Here is an 18,217-nt window from a genome sequence, read left to right on the forward strand (position 1 = left end):
TCGCCGCTATTGCTCAACGCATTGCTCAACGCATTGCTCAACGCATTGCTCAACGCATTGCTCAACGCATTGCAAGAACGATACGCCTCATTGCAGAGGTTTTGTACGGCGTAAAGTTCCCGGCGTTCAGTTCAACGCAAGCTCTTGCCGTGCCGATTCAATGCGCCCAACCATCGCCTTACAGCTCGCGTCCACCGCGCAGCGAACGCCTTGCCTGAAGCTTGCCGTACTGCGTGCGAGCGAAACGCCGCATGGCTCGCCACATCAGCGGATAGCGATAGCCCGGCACGGCAAACAGCACGAGCGCGCACAGCGCCAGCAAGCCGCAGAAGAGAAAGGTGCCACGATAGCTGAACGCCTGCACGAGCAAACCGGATAACACGCCGGACAGAATCGAGCCGACGCGCGCCGCGTTGAAGAATAGCGCCGTGGCGCGCCCAGGCGAATGCGGCATCAGGTCCTGCACGTAGGTCATGCCGAGGCACGAGGTCACGGCAACCACGAATGCGTTCAGAATCTGCATTGGGATCAGCACGTGCACGGTTCCCGCCATCGACATCGCGACAAAATACACAGCGTGAACCGCCGCGCATGCCGCGAGCCAGTTCGGCTTGTGCAAGCTGGAAGATTTGGCGCCGAGCGCGAGCATCATCGGAATCTCGGTCAATGCGCCGAGGCCGAGCATGACCGACACATCCAGATGCGTCCCGTTCAGACCATGCACGATGTAAAGCGGCAACACGATCATCGTGGCGTTGGCGGCGAGCCCGAGCAAGGTCAGCGCGGCCACCGCGCGGCCGATATCGTTGGCCGATGCAACGCCCGGCAAATCCTCGTGCGCGTCTTCGCCGGGCTCTCTCAGCGGCGGCACGGTGATCGACGACGACGGCTCCGATGCCGTGTCCTGCACCGTATGGTCGCCGAGATGCCCCTGCGGCTCGCGCATGCGCCAGACAATGGCCGCGCACGCCGCGAAGCTCGCCGCGGCGAACAGGAAGAGCCCGTAGAAACTGCTCGCGGCCAGCACCAGGGCGCCCACCGACGGCCCGAACACCCACGCCGCCGACAGAATGGTCCGCAAGGTCGCGCTCGCAAACACACGCTCCGCCGGGTCGGGCACCGGCAGCGCGGCGCGGCTGAACGAAAACACCATCGAAATAGCAGAGCCGCCCGCGCCGATAAAGACGATGCCAATCACGAGCAACAGCCGGTAATCACGCACGACGCATAAACATAAGTAGCCGAGCGCGGCGAGCACCAGCGCGAGCAGCAGCAACGGCCGATGCCGGCCGCTTGCATCGCTCCAGCGGCCGGCAAACGTGCTGGCAAGCACGCCGCTTGCGGCAATCAGCGTCATGAACACGCCCAGCCGGAACGGCGTCATGCCGGCGCGTTCGACGCCGAACAGCGACAGATACGGAGCGGTGAACGACATTGCCACACCGAGCATCAGGGTGGCGGCGGCGAGCGGCTTGAAGCCGGGAATGTGCAACAGGCCAAAAAAACGTGAGTTTTTCAACACGGGCGGCTGTGGGCTCAGGAGAAGCGAGTCTGCCGTGCGCGACGCGAGCGGCATACTTCATGGCGGGAACGACGGGGCATTATCGGCCGCACGGGCGGGCGCGTAAACCCGCAGAGGTGCGTCCCAAAATTGTTGGGCGCGGGTTTGGCGACCGGGAGTGGGAATGAAGTGGCGAGCAGAGCGCCTTAGCCAAGCACGCTAGTTGCGCTCCGTCGAACGCATCTGCTGCGCCTGCACCCTCGTCACAGGGGCGATAGAACCCGGCTCCGGATGGATGCAGCAATCTCTGCTACCGCGCATGGTCGGAATCGTCCTCACAGCACGACGTAACCGCGTCTTTCGAGCGTCCGCCGATGCCACTCATTGCCGTACTTGCCGCAAACGATCCCAAACAGCGTCGACAGGATCAGGCCGACTATGCCGCGGTCATCGAACCAGAGGTCGGGCAAGCACAGCAGCAAGTCAACGGCCACCATCGCAAACGCGGCAAACCACATTCGCTTCGACAAAGCCCAGATGAAGCCGAGCAGCAGTGCGCCCCAACTGAAACCGGTGGCGACGCCGACGGTCTCGTCTGCGCCGGGACGGCTGAGATAGATCCTTTCCCCCATTTTCTTTCCTGGTATGCAGTCCGCCGCCATCTGATCGACGGCAAACGACAATGTTTAACACAGCCATCCTGCAACACTATGCTTTTGTGTGAAATCCCCCTCACTGACGATCCACGTCATAGCTGATACTCTTACCAGAACCACGTGCAGCGGGTTTCCACGGCAGCGGACCCCGCGTGCGCAAGTGCTTAGGACATAACTAAACCCGCAGCGGAGCATGCATGGCAACCCGGACAGCTTATTCCACCAAAGCCCCGTCACGAGCCGAGGTCGACGCCCTGCCGGGCGCTACCGTGATCGAATTCGGCACGGACTGGTGCGGCTATTGCCAGGGCGCGCAGGCGTCGATTGCACAGGCTTTTAACGCGCATTCCGGCGTCAGGCACCTGAAAATCGAAGACGGCCCCGGCCGGCCGTTAGGCCGCTCGTTCAGGATCAAGCTATGGCCCACGCTGATTTTCATGCGCGACGGCGCCGAAGTGGCGCGCGTGGTGCGCCCCACCAGCGCGCAGGAAATCGTGGACGCGTTCGCGTCGCTCTGAACCTACACGGGCGCTCCCCCTCATGCGGCAAGCCATCCACCATCTGAGCGTCAAGGCCCGCACTCGCGGACTGGTCGAATTCACCGACGAAGCACGCCGCTTCGTCGCGGCGCAGCAGATCGACACCGGAGTGCTGACGCTGTTTTGCCGTCACACGTCCGCGTCGTTGCTGATTCAGGAGAATGCCGACCCGTCGGTGCAGCGCGATCTGGAGCGCTACTTCGCGAGCCTCGCGCCCGAGGACGAGCAGCGCTACGAACACGACGCCGAAGGCCCGGACGACATGCCCGCGCATCTGCGCACAGCACTGACGCAAGTGCAGCTGAGTGTGCCGGTCGAGCATGGGCAGATGGTGCTCGGCACATGGCAAGGGCTGTATCTGTTCGAGCATCGACGTCATACGCAGCCTCGCGACATCGTGCTGCATCTGATCGGCGAATGAGCGGCGAAACATTGGCAAATGAGCAGCCAATGAGCGCCGCGTGTTGAAGTCGCTGCAGATTTTCTTCCGCAACCGGATCAAAGGGAGCACATCTCATGGACACCCGTAGCGAACTGCAAGCCACCGTCGACGCGATGGTTCTGCCCGGCAAGGGCCTACTCGCCGCCGACGAAAGCGGTCCGACCATCGCCAAACGCTTCAAGACGATCGGAGTCGAGTCCAGCGAGGAAAACCGCCGCGCGTATCGCAATCTGCTGCTCACCACGCCGGGCCTCGGCGAATTCGTGAGCGGCGTGATTCTCTATCAGGAAACGCTCGGCCAGAAAGCCGACGACGGTACGCCGTTTCCACAGCTCGCCGCTAAAAACGGCATCGTGCCGGGCATCAAGGTCGATCTCGGCAAGATTCCCCTCGCGCACGCTCCCGGCGATGAAATCACCGAAGGCCTCGACGGTCTCGCGCGGCGTTTCGTCGATTACAAACAGCGAGGCGCGCGTTTTGCCAAATGGCGCGCGGTCTACAACATCGCGGCCAATCTGCCGAGCCGTCTCGCGATCGAGGCGAACGCCGACTCGCTCGCACGCTATGCGGCGATCTCGCAGGAAGCGGGCATCGTGCCGATTGTCGAACCCGAAGTGCTGATGGACGGCGATCATTCGATCGAGCGCAGCGCCGAAGTCACCGAGGCCGTTCTGCACGAGGTGTTCAATGCACTGCACCGGCATCACGTGGTGCTCGAACATATTCTGCTGAAGCCGAGCATGGTGCTCGCCGGTTCTGAACACGCGCGGCAATCGTCGACGGCGGATATCGCCGCTTACACGGTGCGGATATTGAAGCGCACGGTGCCGTCGGCCGTGCCGGGCATCGTGTTTCTATCCGGCGGGCAATCGCCCGAGGATGCAACCGCGAACCTCGATGCAATGAATCGCCTCGGGCCTTTGCCCTGGAACCTGAGCTTCTCGTATGGGCGCGCGTTGCAGGAGCCGCCGCTGCAAGCATGGAAAGGCAATGCAGGCAACGTCGAAGACGCGCAGCAGGCGTTGCTCAAGCGCGCGCGTCTGAATAGCGCCGCCGCACTCGGCAAATACGACGCAGCGCAGGAAAAGAGCTAGGCGGCGTCGCGCAATGATTGCGCATCCGTGAGGCGCCTACAGCGCCTCCGGATGAAGGTGCGCGTTATTTGCCCTTCGTATCGCTGCTCGCGTCGGCGCCCGGCATATTCGTGGTATCGGTCGCGGGCTTCATGGTCTTCGACGACTTCATCGAGTGCTTCTTCGACTTCGAATGCGACATCGCGCCGGATGCCTGCATATCGCCGCCTTCGCGCGTGGAAGCATTCGCGCCGGTGTTCGGATCGTTACCGGCCGGCCCACCGCCCGCGCCGCCGGTGCCCTGCGCCATGGCAAGCGAGGAAGCCGCAAGCAGCGTGGAAATGAGCAATGCGTTCTTGACCTTCATAACTGTTCTCCTGTCGGGATGGAAGCGAAATAGAAGCGGATTGCGCACGCAAGCCAGCCACGCGCGCATGCCTCGTCAGAAGTTCAGCAAGGGGTGTGCCTCAGTGCCTGGGTGCCGCCGCTTCTCGGCCTCTCAGGATTCGCATGCCACGAGCGCGTGCAATTCCTCGATGTTGAACGGCTTGGCCAGTATTGCGACGCCGAGCCGTCGCGCGCGCTCGAGTTCATCGGCATAGCCAGTCATCAAGGCGATTTTCTGCGAAGGCCACGTACTGCGCACCCTTTCCGCAAGGTCGATGCCGTTAAGCTTGCCCGGCATCTGGATGTCGGAGAGCACGAGTTCGAAGCGCTCGCCGCCGGTGAGCACGTCGAACGCCTGATCGGCGGTTGGCTCGTGCCGCACTTCGCAACCGAAGGTCTCCAGCACGGCCGCTACGCCCGCCGCCACATCCTCGTTGTCTTCCACCAGCAGCACCATGCCGGCGTGCCGCAGCGCGGGCTGCTCCGCCGCTTCGGCGCTGGCGGGGCGCGCCTGGCGATGTTCACGATAGCGCGGCAAGTAAAGCCGTACCGTTGTGCCGCTGCCGGGCACGCTGTCGATTTTCGCGGTGCCGCCGGCCTGTTCGCACATCGACAGAACCTGCGCGAGGCCGAGGCCCGCGCCCGAGCCGCTGAGCTTCGTAGTAAAGAGCGGTTCAAAGGCGCGCCGCGCGACCGTTTCGGGCATGCCTTCGCCGTCGTCGGAACACGCGATCAAGACGTATTCCCCGTCGGGCAGCAAGGTATCGCTGCTGACCAGCCGGTTGTTCTGACAACGGATCACGAACCGTCCGCCGCGCGGCATTGCATCCCGCGCATTGACCGCGAGGTTCATGACCGCGAGTTCGAGATCGGTTGGATCGGCGAGCACCTGCCAGACATCGTCGACGATGCTCAACGCCAGCTCGATGTGATCGCCGAGCGCGGCCTCGAGGAGCGGCGCCGCGCCGGGCATCCACTTCTTGAGGTCGATCGGCTCCTGTTTCAGCGGCTGTTTCTTTGCAACGCTCAGTAGCCGCCGCGTCAGCGATTCGGCCGTCGCGGTGGCGCGCTGCACCGCGTGCATTTCCTTCTCGAGGTTGTTGTAGCGCTTCACGCGCGCAAGCTCGATATTCGCGGAGACGACCATCAGCAGATTGTTGAAATCGTGCGCTACATTGGCGACGAGATTGCCGAGCGCGCCCATGCGCTGCAATTGCCGGCTCGATGCTTCCGCCGAAAGCCGCATCGCTACCTCGCCTTGCCAGCGCTCCCATGCAATGCGCTCGCCGTCGAGTTGACGCAGCGAGTAAAGCACCAGTATCCAGATCGCGACGCACGGCACCGCGGTTAGCGCGGCGATCACCATGAAGTGCCGGCGCCACGCGTCGACAATCGTGCCGGTCCCATAAGCGCCCGACACGTATACCGGATAATCGCCGACGCGGCGAAACGCAACCAGCCGTTCTCCACCGTCCACCGCCGATTTGATCCGCACGTGGCCCGACAACTGCTTGTCGCGCAACGCCGCGGCAAAGGCGTCCGGCACAGCTGGCCTCGCTCCCGCGGGCCACGCTGGATAGCGCACCATCAGATTGCCGTCCTGGCGATACAGCGCCAACGCGAGCGAAGGGTCGCCGTTCGTCAGCTCACGATAAAAGCGTGAGAAGTACTCATTGCGCAACGCGACCGACACGGCGCCGAGGAACCGGCCGTCCACGTCCGAGCGCCCTAACGTCGTGTTGAAAACGTCGGTTTGCGAGAGCGGGCCGAGCATCGGCAGCGAGAAATAAGGCTGTGGGCGCATTGCTCGCGCGGCAACGAAATCCTCGCGCTGACCGATCGACAGACGGGGGCCGGGATAACTGCGGCTCGACACGAGCAGATCACCGTTCACGCCTAGCAGGTAGATGGACGCCACTTGCGGAAAGTCTCCGCCGATTTCACGCAGACGCTCGTGCAATTCGGCCTCACGCTCGCGAATTTGCGCGTCGCTCTGCGTACCGATCATCTCGACGATGCGTGAGGCCATCTGCTGATTCAGATCGAGCACCTTGACGGCCTGCTCTTCCGTCACGCGTACGAGCCGGTCGATCACGTCGTTTGAATCGGCAATGCGGCGCTGGTAATCGAAGTAGCCGTAACCCGCGAGACAGGCCAGTGGAAACAGAATGGACACGGCAAGAACGACGAGAAGCACACGCCGCGTCGCCGTAAAGTTGCGCGACGGCATAAGAAAATCGACTGCGACTCGCTCCGCACGCTGCACGGCCTACGTCTCCATAGAAAGTCACGAGAGGTAAGGGGAATGGATCGCACGTATCGTGCCTCGCGTGTTCGTGCGCTATTTCTACTGGCAATCTACCGCACTTTCCGGCCATTCACATAGCGACGCGTGAAGAACCGGCCTTGTCTGGCCGGGTCTTTGCGGGCGCGGGCTGGGCACACCAATTGCTGGTCCCCTTTCATCCACTGACCTCTTTGACATGCTGCACTGCGCCGTCATTCGCCGCTCGCAGCCTGCGTCCACCCCTGAGGAAAGATCATGCCCCCGACCGCGCGTCACGTCGCCCAGCTTTCACAACTGCGCGAGGACCGGGCGGTGCGTGTTGTCGTCGACGACGAGAAGATTCTGCTGGTCCGCGACGGCGACACCGTGCGCGCGTATTCCGCCGACTGTCCGCACGCGGGCGGTCCACTTGAGCAAGGCGCGCTGTGCCACGGCAGGATCATCTGCCCATGGCACAAAGGCACGTTCGACGTCTCCACCGGCAACGTGCTCGAACCGCCGCCGCTCGTGCCGCTTGAACGCTATACAGTGATCGTTGATGGCGACGACGTTATGGTGACGCCCGACAAGCTGCCGGGCGAAACTGAGCCTGCCCGCACGCAGGAGCCGCACTTCGCGGTGATCGGCGCAGGCGCGGCAGGCGCCGCGGCTTGTGCGGCGCTGCGCGAATCCGGCTTCACGGGCCACATCACGCTGATCGGCGACGAACCGCACGCGCCCTACGACCGTACTTCGCTCAGCAAGTTTGTACCGTCCGCTGAAATGGCGCCTGCCGACGTGCCGCCGCTGCTGGCACCCGAGTGGTTCGAGCAGCATGGCGTGGAGCGGATCGTGGCGAAGGTCGCACGCCTCGATGTGCCGAAGCGCACGATCCATTTCGAAACCGGCGGCGAGCTGACTTACGACACCGCATTGCTCGCCACGGGCAGCGTGCCGAAAGTACCTCCTATTCCCGGCTGCGAACTCGGCGGCGTATATGTGCTGCGCCATCTCGACGACGCGGCCGCGATTGTCGACGCGCTTGGCGAAGAAGCAGCCGCTACTGAAGTGGCCATTCTCGGCAGCAGTTTCATCGGACTCGAGACCGCTGCCGCGCTGCGCAAACGCGGCGTGCAAGTCACCGTGATTTCGCCGGATAAAGTCCCATTCGCGAAGCAGTTCGGCGAGCGCGTGGGCGCGATGTTTCGCGAGCTGCATGAACGCAACGGCGTGAAATTCCACCTGCAAGCAAAGGTCGTTTCGCTCGAAGGCGAAGAAGGTAATGTGCACGAAGTGATGCTGGAAAGCGGCGAGCACATTGCCGCCGATGTCGTGCTGTTAGGCACAGGCGTTGCGCCTGCTACCGGTTTTGTCGAAGGACTGCCGCTGCAAAAGGATGGTGGCGTGATCGTGAATGCAGGCATGCAGGCCGCGCCCGGTCTCTATGCCGCCGGCGATATCGCAGTATTTCCGTTATACGAGGACCAGGAACCGTTGCGCATCGAACATTGGCGTGTCGCGCAGCAACATGCGCGAATCGCGGCTGAAAACATGTGCGGCGCACGCAATCGCTATAGCGGTGTGCCGTTTTTCTGGACCTATCACTTCGGCAAGAACTTCGAATATCTCGGTCATGCGAGCGAGTGGGACGATCTGGTTGTCGATGGCGATCTCGATCGTCACGAGTTTGTTGCGTTGTATGTGAAGGACGACAAGGTTGTCGCTGTGCTTGCCTGCGAACGCGACGCGCAAACCGCGCACCTGATCGATGCAATGCGCCGCGGCCCCCTGTCGCCGGCCGAGGCATTGAAGATCGTCGCGAGAGAGTCGTGCGGGCTCGGCTGACCCAGGCTGACGGAAAACGATGGGACGTATCGTTCAACTCTACATGTCTATGTAAAAACCACCCCATGTGGGCCGCGTGAATCGCGCGCTTTTGGCATCACATTCATTCGCTCAAGGAGAAACGCCATGCCAGAACCCAAGGAACAACATCCGAACGCCGACAAGACCGAGAAGCAGATCGACAAGGAAGTTGAAGACACGTTTCCGGCGAGCGATCCGCCCTCCACCGGCGGCACTACGAAGATCGTCACCGACGACGAAGAGACTTCATCAGATGACGGGGCCACCGGCAAATAAGACCTGCCCATTATGAACACCGCCCGCACGCGCAAGCGTCGGGCGGTTTTTTTCGCTAGGCATTGACCACTGTGAGCGCTTCATCAGTTCTCTTGCTGCGCGGCATCCGGCAAGCGGCCAGCATCTCCTGCAACGAAGAGACATAGCACTCCGCGCCCATGGCGTTTTGCAGATCGACGCTCCACTTCTGAAGGTCTTCAGGCGTCCACAACCCGACCACAATCGACACGTTCGGCAAGCGCGCGCGAATGCGCCTGACCATATAGCGCAAATGCGAAGGAATTCCGTCGATCTGCAAATAGACGATGCAGACAATGCCCACGTCGTCGGCATCGAGTTGATCGATCGACGCGCGCGATGCCGCTTCGTGCGGCAGTGCGCGTGCCGCAAAGCCGTGCTTGCCGAGCAACTGCAACAGGATCGTCGTCGCAAGCGGATCAAGCGGCCCGCGTCCGGGAATGCACAAGACTCGCTGACTGGCGGCGGCGTGCGTGGAGGTTTCGCGAGCACGCTGCACCGAGTTTTCCGCGGCGTTTTCAGCCATGTTTTCAGGGGTTTTCTCCACCTCTTCAACGGCGTTGCGTGAATCGCGGGTCGCAAACACAGCATGTGTTTCCGTCGATCTGGCCGGCGCATGGCTCGACGGCGCCACCGGCCCCACATCGCTGCTGTTGTCCTGCAGTACGCGCCGCGCCGGTTCCTCGTCCGGATAGGCGTCGAGGCCATCGACGAGATCGTTGGTCGTCGACTCGATGCGCGCAAGCTGCGCCGCGGTAACGCTGCCGCGGATGACATCGTTCGCGGCGAGTTGGAGGCCCTTGATCGTGACCTCGTCGTAGTAAGCCGATAGCGAACGTTCGCGCAACAGCAACTCGGCTTGCTCGATCGCTTCGTCCGGATCGCCGGCCAGCGCGCGCTGATAAAAGTTTTCGACCGGTGTAAGCGCGGGCTGGTCGCCCAACATCACGTCGAGAAATTCCAGACGTCTGATATGCCGGCCGAGCACCAGCAGGCAGAGCGTCAACGGCGTCGACAGGATCAGGCCGATTGGCCCCCAGATCCAGCTCCAGAAGATCGCCGCGACCACCACGGAAAACGGCGAGAGTCCGGTACTGCGTCCATAAAGCAGCGGCTCCACGACCTGGCCCACCAGCAACTCGACCGTGACGAAGAGCGCGATAGACCAGATCGCCATGCTCCAGCCGGGACTCACCGCGGCGGCAAGCGCGGTGGCAAGCGCGCCGGCGATCCAGATGCCGACATACGGCACGAGCCGCAGCAAGGCCGCGAGAATGCCCCACAGAATTGGGCTTGGCACGCCGATGAAAAAGAGCCCCGCGCCTATCGCGACACCGAGCCCCGCGTTCATCCCAAGCTGGGAAACGAAGTAGCGGCTCAGGCGCCGCGCCGCTTCATCGATTACCGTGGTCGTGCGATGCAGGTCGCGCGAGCCGAACAGGCGAATCGCGCGGTCGCGCAGATCGTCGCGTTGCAGCAGGATCACCACCATCACGACGAACACGATGAACGCCGTCTCCAACGGACTGATTGCCGGCGACAACACACGGCGCGCGAGCTCCAACGGAGTCGGCACCGGCTCACGCACTTCGACGGGCACGGCAGCGGGTGCACGACCGCCGCCAGGAGAGGACGCGTCATGCTGCGGCGCAGGTTGCGTCGGTTCGACGGTGGCGCGTTGCAGGGCCTGCCCCGCGGCTTTGGCGAAGCGGTCGAGCTTGCCCACGGTCAGCGTATGCGCGGCTTCCATCTTCCGCTCGATGGTCGCCTGATAGCGCGGCATGCCCGCAGCCAGGTCGCTCAACTGCATCGCGATCACCGCGCCGAGCACACCGATCACCGATACGGAAATCATCACCGCCGCGAAAACCGACGCGACATGGCCAAGCTTGAGGCGGCCCAGCGATTTCACGAGCGGCGCGACAAGAAAGCTCAGCAGGATCGCAAGCGTGATAGGAATCAGAACGGCCCGCGCAAAGTACAGGCACGTGACGAGACCGGCGCCGACGGCGAGCGCGATCAGCGCATCGAGACCGAACGCGGCAGGCGGCGCATCGATGCGCGTGGGCGGCCTGCCGCTCGACGGTTCAGAATAGTCCTTCATCGCGCTGCGCGCTGCTCGTCGCTATTTATTGTCGTGCTCCCTGTCATACGCTTATTTTTTCGGTTCCTCAGCGATCGGCCCGCTCTCCACAGGCGGCGCTTCCTTTTCGATCTCACTGCGCGCCTGGTCCCAATACTCATCGGGCGTGCCTTTGGGCTCGGGCGCGTGCTCCCACAGGTAGTAAGCGCGCATGCGAATCTGATCCTCCTGAGAGGTTTGCTCCTGTTCCATTTGATCACCCATGGTTAAGGTCTTGCGGATGCCGGCATGGCAAAGGCCACGCGCGTCGCCAAAGCGAATGCGCGCGGCCATCAGCGAAAGAGCAAGCCATATTCCTGCTCACGTGGCTGGCGGAGCTTCGCTTTCGTCGGAGGTAAGTTGCTCTTCCAGCCGGTCAAACACGCGTTGCGTTGCGCGGCTCGGTGCTTCGAGCGCGAACAGCAGCAGTGAGCGCGCCGTGACCTGGTAGTCGTCGCCGGCGCTGAACTGAGGCAGCTCGGCGCGCACCGGCATGTTGGTATCGAGCAGGCAGGTCCACTGCCCGCCCTCCGGCACATCAGGCAACGTGAAATTGACGACGTCGTGATACGCGTTCAGCACCAGCAGCAACGTCGCGTCCGACGCCGGACGGCGAATGCCGCTCGCCTGCGCGCGGCCGTCGATCACGAGGCCGAAGCAGCGCATCGACGGATCGGCCCACTGCTCCGACGTGAGATCGGCGCCGTCAGGCGAGAGCCAGCGTGCGTCGGTGACGTCGAGCGCCTCGTTGTATTCGCCCGTGAGAAAGCGGCTGCGCCGCAGCACCGGCAAACGGTGGCGCAACGTCGTCAGATTTCTCACGAACTCGGTCAGCGCGCGGCCCTCGTCGTCGATACCTTGCCAATCGACCCAGCTAATCTCGTTGTCCTGGCAATACGCGTTGTTGTTGCCCTTCTGCGTGCGGCCGAATTCGTCGCCCGCGAGAATCATCGGTGTGCCTTGCGAAAGCAGCAACGTTGCCAGCAGATTGCGTTTTTGACGCTCGCGTTGCTGACGGATCTCGGGATCGTCGGTTGGACCTTCGACGCCCATATTCCACGACTTGTTGTCCGAGTGGCCGTCGTTGTTGTCCTCGCCGTTGGCCTCGTTGTGCTTGTCGTTGTAGGAGACGAGATCGTTTAGCGTAAAGCCGTCGTGCGCGGCGATAAAATTCACGCTGGCCCACGGGCGCCGTCCGCGATGATTGAACTTGTCGCCCGACCCGGTGAGACGTGCGGCGAGATCGGCGACCATGCCTTCATCACCCTTCCAGTAGGCGCGCACGGTGTCGCGGAAGCGGTCATTCCACTCGGCCCAGCCGGGCGGAAAGCCGCCGACCTGATAACCGCCGGGCCCGCAGTCCCACGGTTCCGCGATCAGCCGCACGCTGGAGAGAACCGGATCTTGCCGGCAACTGTCGAGGAAACCGCCGCCTTCGTCGAAGCCGTGCGGCTCGCGGCCGAGAATGGTCGCGAGATCGAAACGGAAACCGTCGACCTTCATCTCCGTCACCCAGTAGCGCAGGCTGTCGGTCACCATCTGCAGCACCCGTGGATGCGAGAGATTCAGCGTATTGCCGGTGCCGGTATCGTTGATGTAATAGCGCGGCTCATCGGGCATGAGGCGATAGTACGACGCGTTGTCGATGCCCTTGAACGAGAGCGTCGGCCCCCGTTCGTTGCCTTCGGCGGTGTGGTTATAGACCACGTCGAGAAGGACTTCGAGGTTCGCGTTGTGAAAGCCGTCCACCATTTCCTTGAACTCGCTCACGGACTCGGTCGGTGAAGCGAAGAAGCGTGGGTCCGCCGCGAAAAATCCGATAGTGTTGTAGCCCCAGTAGTTGGTGAGACCTTTTTCGAGCAGATAGCTGTCGTTGACGAAAGTCTGGATCGGCATCAGTTCAACGGAGGTTACGCCGAGGCTTTTGATGTAGTCGATCACCGCTTTCTGTCCGAGCCCCGCGAAAGTGCCGCGCAAAGTCTCCGGCACTTCCGGATGACGCTTCGTAAAACCGCGCACATGCGTTTCGTAGAAGATCACGCGGTCCCACGGCAGCGGATTGCGCTCGGGATGCGTCCATGAAAACGTGGCATCCACGACCTTGCACTTGGGCACGAAAGCGGCGCTGTCGCGCTCGTCGAATGACAGGTCCGCTTCTTCGGAATCCAGCGTATAGCCGAAAATTTCGGGCGCCCATTTCAATTCGCCGATATGCGCCTTCGCATAAGGGTCGAGCAACAGTTTGTTCGGATTGAAGCGGTGTCCGTTCTCGGGCTCGTACGGACCATGAACGCGATAGCCATAGACGGCGCCCGGTTTCAGATTCGGCACGAATACGTGCCAGACCTCGTCGGTATATTCCGGCAGTTCGATGCGCTCGATTTCATGCTGACCGGTTTCATCGAATAGACACAGTTCGACTTTCGTCGCGTGCGCCGAGAACAGCGCGAAGTTTACGCCGTTTCCATTCCATGTCGCGCCGAGCGGAAAAGGCGTGCCTTCCGCGATGCGCGTGGAGTAACTGGGCGGGGATGACATAGCGGTTCCTGTGAGGAGCAAGGGCGCTCACGCGCACTTCCAGTGTAGGCAATATGACTAGCGGGCTCGCTGCTGTAGCAATCAACGGACCCGAACTTCGCCACCGGGAGCCATGTACGCGGCACGGATTTTGCGGCAACGGGCTTGAAAGCTGGCCGGATGCGCCGCGACCGGCGCTACATAACAAGGAGAAACCATCATGCGAAGCACGCAAACCAGACCGCTGCTTGCGGCAGCACTGCTCGTCGGTACGTTCGTGTCGTACAGCAACGCTTATGCGCAAGGCGCCCCGCAGTCCATTACCGAACGGCGTACCGACGTAGTTCAGCTCGCGAGCGGTTATCGCGCGTCGAAGCTCGCCGGGGCCGACGTCTTCAACAAGAACAAGGACACCATTGGCACACTCGACGATCTGATCGTCTCGCCAAGCGGCGACCGCGGCACATACGCCATTCTGTCCGTGGGCGGTTTCCTCGGCATGGGCAAGCACCTCGTGGCGGTCCCCTTCAACGATCTGCAGATCACCAACCGCCGCGTGGTTCTGCCGGAAGCGACCAAGAAGTCGCTCGAAGCGCTGCCGGAATTCAAATACGCCGATTGATACGGTTCGTGGCGGTTCCCGGTTGGTCGCAGTGCGTTGTACAGGCCGCAAATGCATGAAGCGGAGCACGAGCAACATGCCCTGCTCCGCGTCTACCCGCTTCTGCCTGCTTCTATCCGCTCCTGCCTGCTTATCGACTTCACTCACGCGAACAGCTTGTCCAGCGTAATCGGCAAGTCCCGCACGCGTTTGCCGGTTGCATGCCAGATCGCATTGCTCACCGCCGCCGCCACGCCAACCACGCCGATCTCGCCCACGCCCTTCGCGCCGAGCGGATTGACGATCTCGTCGTGCTCCTCGACGAACAGCACGTCGATGTCATGAATGTCCGCGTTGACCGCAATGTGATATTCGGCGAGGTTGTGATTCATCTGGCGCCCAATGTCGTGATCGAACTGTCCCTCCTCGTGCAGCGCCATGCTGATGCCCCACACCACGCCGCCTGCGACCTGACTCGCCGCCGTCTTCGGATTGACGATGCGCCCCGCCGCGACCGCGCTTACCACGCGTGTCACGCGCACAGTGCCGAGTGCTTCGTCCACACGCGCTTCGACAAAAATCGCCGAATGCGTGCCCATTGAATACGCCTGCTGCTTTTCGTGCGGCTTCACGCTCGCCTGTTCTTCAAGCGCTTCGAGGCCGGCGCGTTCCAGCAGCGTGTCGATTGCGATGGTGGCGTCGGTTCCTGAACCGCACGCCAGTTGCTTACCCATGCGCTTGATATCTTCACGCCCGACGCCGGCGAAACGCGCACCGCCATATTGCCGCGCGAGTTCGACGAGCCGGATGTGCAACCGCCTGCACGCGACATCGACCGCGCTGCCCACGGACGACACCGTCCACGAGCCGCCTTCAATCGGCGCCTTCGGCATGCGCGTGTCACCGAGTTCGAACACGATGTCGTGCAGCGGCACGCCGAGTGCGTCCGCCGCGATCTGCGTCATCGCGGTGTAAGTGCCGGTGCCGATATCGGCGGTCGAACTCGACACGGTCACGAGCCCATCGCGCGTAAGCACGGCGCGCGCCGACGCTTCATTCTGCATGGCGTCCCACGCGCCAGTCGCCATGCCCCAGCCAATCAACTCATTGCCCTCGCGCCGCGCGCGCGGTGCGAGCGGCCGCTTGTCCCAACCGAAACGCGTCGCGCCTTCGCGATAGCATTCGCGCAGTGCCTTGCTTGAGAACGGCAGATTCTTGTTGGCGTCGCGTTCGGCGTAATTGATGAGGCGCAGCTCGAGCGGGTCCATCCGCAATGCTTCGGCTAGTTCGTCCATGGCCACTTCGAGCGGGAAAAGGCCTTGAGCAGCGCCCGGCGCACGCATGTCGGCGGGCGTCGGCACATCCAGTCTGACGACCTTGTAGCCGAGCGTGACGTTCTCGCATCGATACAGCTGACCGGCCCAGTTGACGACCACGTCGCAGTAGTCTTCGTATTGCGAGGTCTCCGAGACCGCTTCATGAATCACGGCCTGCAACCTGCCGTCGGCAGCGGCGCCGAGCGCGACGCGCTGAATGGTTTGCGGCCGATGCGCGAACGTGAACATCTGCTGACGGGTCAACGTCACGCGCACTGGCCGCTTCAGTTCGAGCGCCGCCATTACCGCAAGCGCGAGGTGATACTGCGGCCTCAACCCCGAACCGAACGCACCGCCGACGAACGGCGAAACCACCTGCACCTGATCGTCCTTCAAGCCGAACACGGCCGTCAGATACGACTTGGTGTTGACGACGCCCTGGGTTTTTTCATAGACGGTCAAGTGCCCATGCTCGCCGGGCACGACCGTGCAACCATGCATCTCCATCGGATTGTGATATTCGGCCGGTGTGCTGTAGAACGCATCCACCCGAGCCGCGGCGCTTGCCAATGCGGCATCGGCGTCGCCGCGCGGCGCAGGCGGCGGATCGAAACCGCCTTTTTCCGTCGACGGCGGCTCCGCGCTCATCAGCACTTCGCCCATATCCGTTCGATGCGGCGCGGATTCATAGCGCACGTCCACGAGCGAGGCCGCATGCCGCGCCAGTTCCAGCGACTCGGCCAGCACGAGCGCAACCGGCTGACCGCTGTACCACACGCGATCGTCCCACAGCGGCCTGAGCGGGCTGCCGCCGGGCGCGACCATGTCCTTGTAGGGCTTGTCCTCGCGAGGCAACTCGGGGCGGTTCTGGTAGGTCAGCACGTGCAACACGCCGGGCAACGCAAGCGCAGCGGACGAGTCGATCGACACGATGCGCCCCGCCGCGACCGTGCTGGATACGACGAAGCCATACGTGAGTCCGGTGGCGGAGAAGTCGGCCGCATACTGCGCGGCCCCGGTCACTTTCAGTTTGCCGTCGACGCGCTTGTGCGGCACGCCGGTAGCGCTCAGCGCGGGCAAAGTCTCAGTGCGGTTCATGGTGCCGACTCCTCGAATGAACGCTGCCTTGCCATCACGAATGCACGCTCGATGGCGCGCGCCGCCAGTTCAATCTTGAACGCGTTGCCGCGGCGGCCGCGCGCGTCGCGCAGCATATAGGTGGCGAACTCGCGCACGGTGTCCGCGTTCAGCGCCTTGCCGCGCAGTGACGCTTCGGCATCTACATTGCGCCACGGCTTGTGCGCGACGCCGCCGAGTGCGCAATGCGCATTCACGATGATGTCGCCGTCGAGTTCGAGCCCGAGCGCAACGGAAACCAGCGCGAACGCATACGAAGCCCTGTCACGCACTTTCACGTAAGCGTGATGTTCAGCGAAACCCTGTTTCGGCAGCTCCACCGCGGTAATCAGTTCGTCGTCGCGCAGATTCGTGTCGATGTGCGGTGTGTCGCCCGGCAAACGGTGGAACTCAGCGAACGGCAGAATGCGCGCGCCGTCGGGACCGGACAAGTGAACCGTTGCATCGAGCGCGGCCAACGCCACGCACATATCGGATGGATGCACCGCAATGCAGTGCTCACTCGCGCCGAGAATCGCGTGCATGCGATTGACGCCTTCGAGCGCCGGACAACCGGTGCCGGGCTCGCGCTTGTTGCAGCGTGTCCCCGCGTCGTAGAAATAGACGCAGCGAGTCCGCTGCAACAGATTGCCGCCGACGCTCGCCACATTGCGAATCTGCGGCGACGCCCCCGCCAGAATCGCTTTTGCGAGCAGCGGGTAGCGCGCCGTGATCGTTGGGTCGTAGGCGGCCGCGCTGTTGGTCACCAGCGCGCCGATCTTCAGCCCGCCCGCCGCAGTCGCCTCGATCTGTTTGAGCGGCAGACGGTTAATGTCGACCACGACCTCGGGGTGCGCCACGTTCTCGCGCCACAGGTCCACCAGATTCGTGCCGCCCGCGATAAACGCCGCGGCCGCATTGGCGCGATGCTGTTCGATCGCTTGCGGCACTTCGCTCGCGCGCGTATAGGAGAAGCGGTTCATGGTCGCGCTCCTTTATCCGCAAGCTTGGCGGCATCGAGAATCGCGGCGACGATGTTCGTATATGCGCCGCAGCGGCACAGGTTGCCGCTCATCAGTTCGCGCACCTCGTCGGCGGTTTTCGCGTGGCCTTCTTGCAGCATCGCGACCGCGGAGCAGATTTGCCCCGGCGTGCAGTAGCCGCACTGAAACGCGTCGTGATCGATGAAAGCCTGCTGAACGGAATGGAGCTCTTCACCGTTCGCGAGCCCTTCGATTGTCGTGACCGAGGCGCCGTCGTACACCACCGCGAGCGCGAGACACGTGTTGATGCGCTGGCCGTTGACAATCGCGGTGCAGGCGCCGCACTGCCCGTGATCGCAGCCCTTCTTGGTGCCGCTCAAATGGCAGTGCTCGCGCAGCATATCGAGGAGCGAGGTCCAGGCTTGAACTTCGAACTGGTGCTTTTTGCCGTTGATGTCGAAGCTCACCGGCACGCGCTGAACGTCGCTCGGTGCGACGTCCAGCGCCGTTTCGGCAGTGGGTGTGTTCATGGGGAATT

Annotated in this window: 16 protein-coding genes; 6 read left to right on the forward strand and 10 right to left on the reverse strand. The window is 62.8% G+C overall.

The window, feature by feature from the left end:
• Nucleotides 1-178 precede the first annotated feature (178 nt).
• Nucleotides 179-1,522 carry a sugar efflux transporter gene (locus C0Z16_RS15995; protein WP_102633233.1) on the reverse strand — a complete coding sequence of 448 codons (1,344 nt, stop codon included), beginning with the start codon at nt 1,520-1,522 and terminating at the stop codon, nt 179-181.
• Nucleotides 1,523-1,836: 314 nt separating this feature from the next.
• Complete coding sequence (locus C0Z16_RS16000; RefSeq protein ID WP_102633098.1) at nt 1,837-2,133, reverse strand: DUF2628 domain-containing protein; 297 nt, start codon at nt 2,131-2,133, stop codon at nt 1,837-1,839.
• A 221-nt stretch (nt 2,134-2,354) separates the two neighbouring features.
• On the opposite strand from C0Z16_RS16000, the gene C0Z16_RS16005 reads away from it, so the two are divergent.
• The 3 genes from C0Z16_RS16005 (at nt 2,355) to C0Z16_RS16015 (ending at nt 4,232) form a co-directional block, all read left to right on the forward strand.
• Nucleotides 2,355-2,675 (forward strand): thioredoxin family protein, encoded by a 321-nt coding sequence (locus C0Z16_RS16005; protein WP_102633099.1) that lies wholly within the window; start codon nt 2,355-2,357, stop codon nt 2,673-2,675.
• A gap of 22 nt (nt 2,676-2,697) precedes the next feature.
• The gene (locus C0Z16_RS16010; protein WP_102633100.1) at nt 2,698-3,117 is read left to right on the forward strand and encodes a secondary thiamine-phosphate synthase enzyme YjbQ; all 420 of its coding nucleotides are present in this window, start codon (nt 2,698-2,700) and stop codon (nt 3,115-3,117) included.
• A gap of 95 nt (nt 3,118-3,212) precedes the next feature.
• Entirely contained in the window at nt 3,213-4,232 is a 1,020-nt protein-coding gene (locus C0Z16_RS16015; RefSeq protein ID WP_102633101.1) for a class I fructose-bisphosphate aldolase, read from the forward strand.
• A 64-nt stretch (nt 4,233-4,296) separates the two neighbouring features.
• Here C0Z16_RS16015 and C0Z16_RS16020 read toward each other — a convergent pair whose 3' ends face one another.
• Entirely contained in the window at nt 4,297-4,578 is a 282-nt protein-coding gene (locus tag C0Z16_RS16020) for a hypothetical protein (RefSeq protein ID WP_102633102.1), read from the reverse strand.
• A gap of 132 nt (nt 4,579-4,710) precedes the next feature.
• On the reverse strand, nt 4,711-6,864 hold the full coding sequence (locus C0Z16_RS16025; protein ID WP_102633103.1) for a hybrid sensor histidine kinase/response regulator: 2,154 nt from the start codon (nt 6,862-6,864) through the stop codon (nt 4,711-4,713).
• 276 nt (nt 6,865-7,140) lie between these two features.
• Here C0Z16_RS16025 and C0Z16_RS16030 point away from each other — a divergent pair, with 276 nt between their 5' ends.
• The gene (locus C0Z16_RS16030; RefSeq protein WP_102633104.1) at nt 7,141-8,709 is read left to right on the forward strand and encodes an FAD-dependent oxidoreductase; all 1,569 of its coding nucleotides are present in this window, start codon (nt 7,141-7,143) and stop codon (nt 8,707-8,709) included.
• Nucleotides 8,710-8,835: 126 nt separating this feature from the next.
• Nucleotides 8,836-9,006: a hypothetical protein gene (locus C0Z16_RS38165; protein WP_167403526.1), complete on the forward strand. Its 171-nt coding sequence runs from the start codon at nt 8,836-8,838 to the stop codon at nt 9,004-9,006.
• Between the two features lie 55 nt (nt 9,007-9,061).
• Here the strand turns inward: C0Z16_RS38165 and C0Z16_RS16035 are convergent, their stop codons facing one another.
• The 3 genes from C0Z16_RS16035 to glgX form a co-directional block, all read right to left on the reverse strand.
• Nucleotides 9,062-11,128: an AI-2E family transporter gene (locus C0Z16_RS16035; protein ID WP_102633105.1), complete on the reverse strand. Its 2,067-nt coding sequence runs from the start codon at nt 11,126-11,128 to the stop codon at nt 9,062-9,064.
• A 51-nt stretch (nt 11,129-11,179) separates the two neighbouring features.
• Entirely contained in the window at nt 11,180-11,359 is a 180-nt protein-coding gene (locus C0Z16_RS16040; protein ID WP_102633234.1) for a DUF2934 domain-containing protein, read from the reverse strand.
• A 108-nt stretch (nt 11,360-11,467) separates the two neighbouring features.
• Entirely contained in the window at nt 11,468-13,684 is a 2,217-nt protein-coding gene (gene glgX / locus C0Z16_RS16045; protein WP_102633106.1) for a glycogen debranching protein GlgX, read from the reverse strand.
• A gap of 199 nt (nt 13,685-13,883) precedes the next feature.
• On the opposite strand from glgX, the gene C0Z16_RS16050 reads away from it, so the two are divergent.
• A complete protein-coding gene (locus C0Z16_RS16050) occupies nt 13,884-14,285 on the forward strand; it encodes a PRC-barrel domain-containing protein (RefSeq protein WP_175130680.1) in 402 nt (133 codons plus the stop codon).
• A gap of 143 nt (nt 14,286-14,428) precedes the next feature.
• On the opposite strand, the gene C0Z16_RS16055 is transcribed toward C0Z16_RS16050, so the two are convergent.
• The 3 genes from C0Z16_RS16055 to C0Z16_RS16065 are packed head-to-tail and all read right to left on the reverse strand — an operon-like array spanning nt 14,429 to nt 18,209.
• Complete coding sequence (locus tag C0Z16_RS16055; protein ID WP_102633108.1) at nt 14,429-16,678, reverse strand: xanthine dehydrogenase family protein molybdopterin-binding subunit; 2,250 nt, start codon at nt 16,676-16,678, stop codon at nt 14,429-14,431.
• Nucleotides 16,675-17,679 carry an FAD binding domain-containing protein gene (locus tag C0Z16_RS16060; protein ID WP_102633109.1) on the reverse strand — a complete coding sequence of 335 codons (1,005 nt, stop codon included), beginning with the start codon at nt 17,677-17,679 and terminating at the stop codon, nt 16,675-16,677. Before C0Z16_RS16060 ends, C0Z16_RS16055 begins: the two co-directional genes overlap by 4 nt.
• Entirely contained in the window at nt 17,676-18,209 is a 534-nt protein-coding gene (locus C0Z16_RS16065; RefSeq protein WP_102633110.1) for a (2Fe-2S)-binding protein, read from the reverse strand. Before C0Z16_RS16065 ends, C0Z16_RS16060 begins: the two co-directional genes overlap by 4 nt.
• Between the last annotated feature and the right edge of the window lie 8 nt (nt 18,210-18,217).

It is taken from the genome of Paraburkholderia rhynchosiae (genome assembly GCF_002879865.1).
Lineage (GTDB): Bacteria > Pseudomonadota > Gammaproteobacteria > Burkholderiales > Burkholderiaceae > Paraburkholderia > Paraburkholderia rhynchosiae.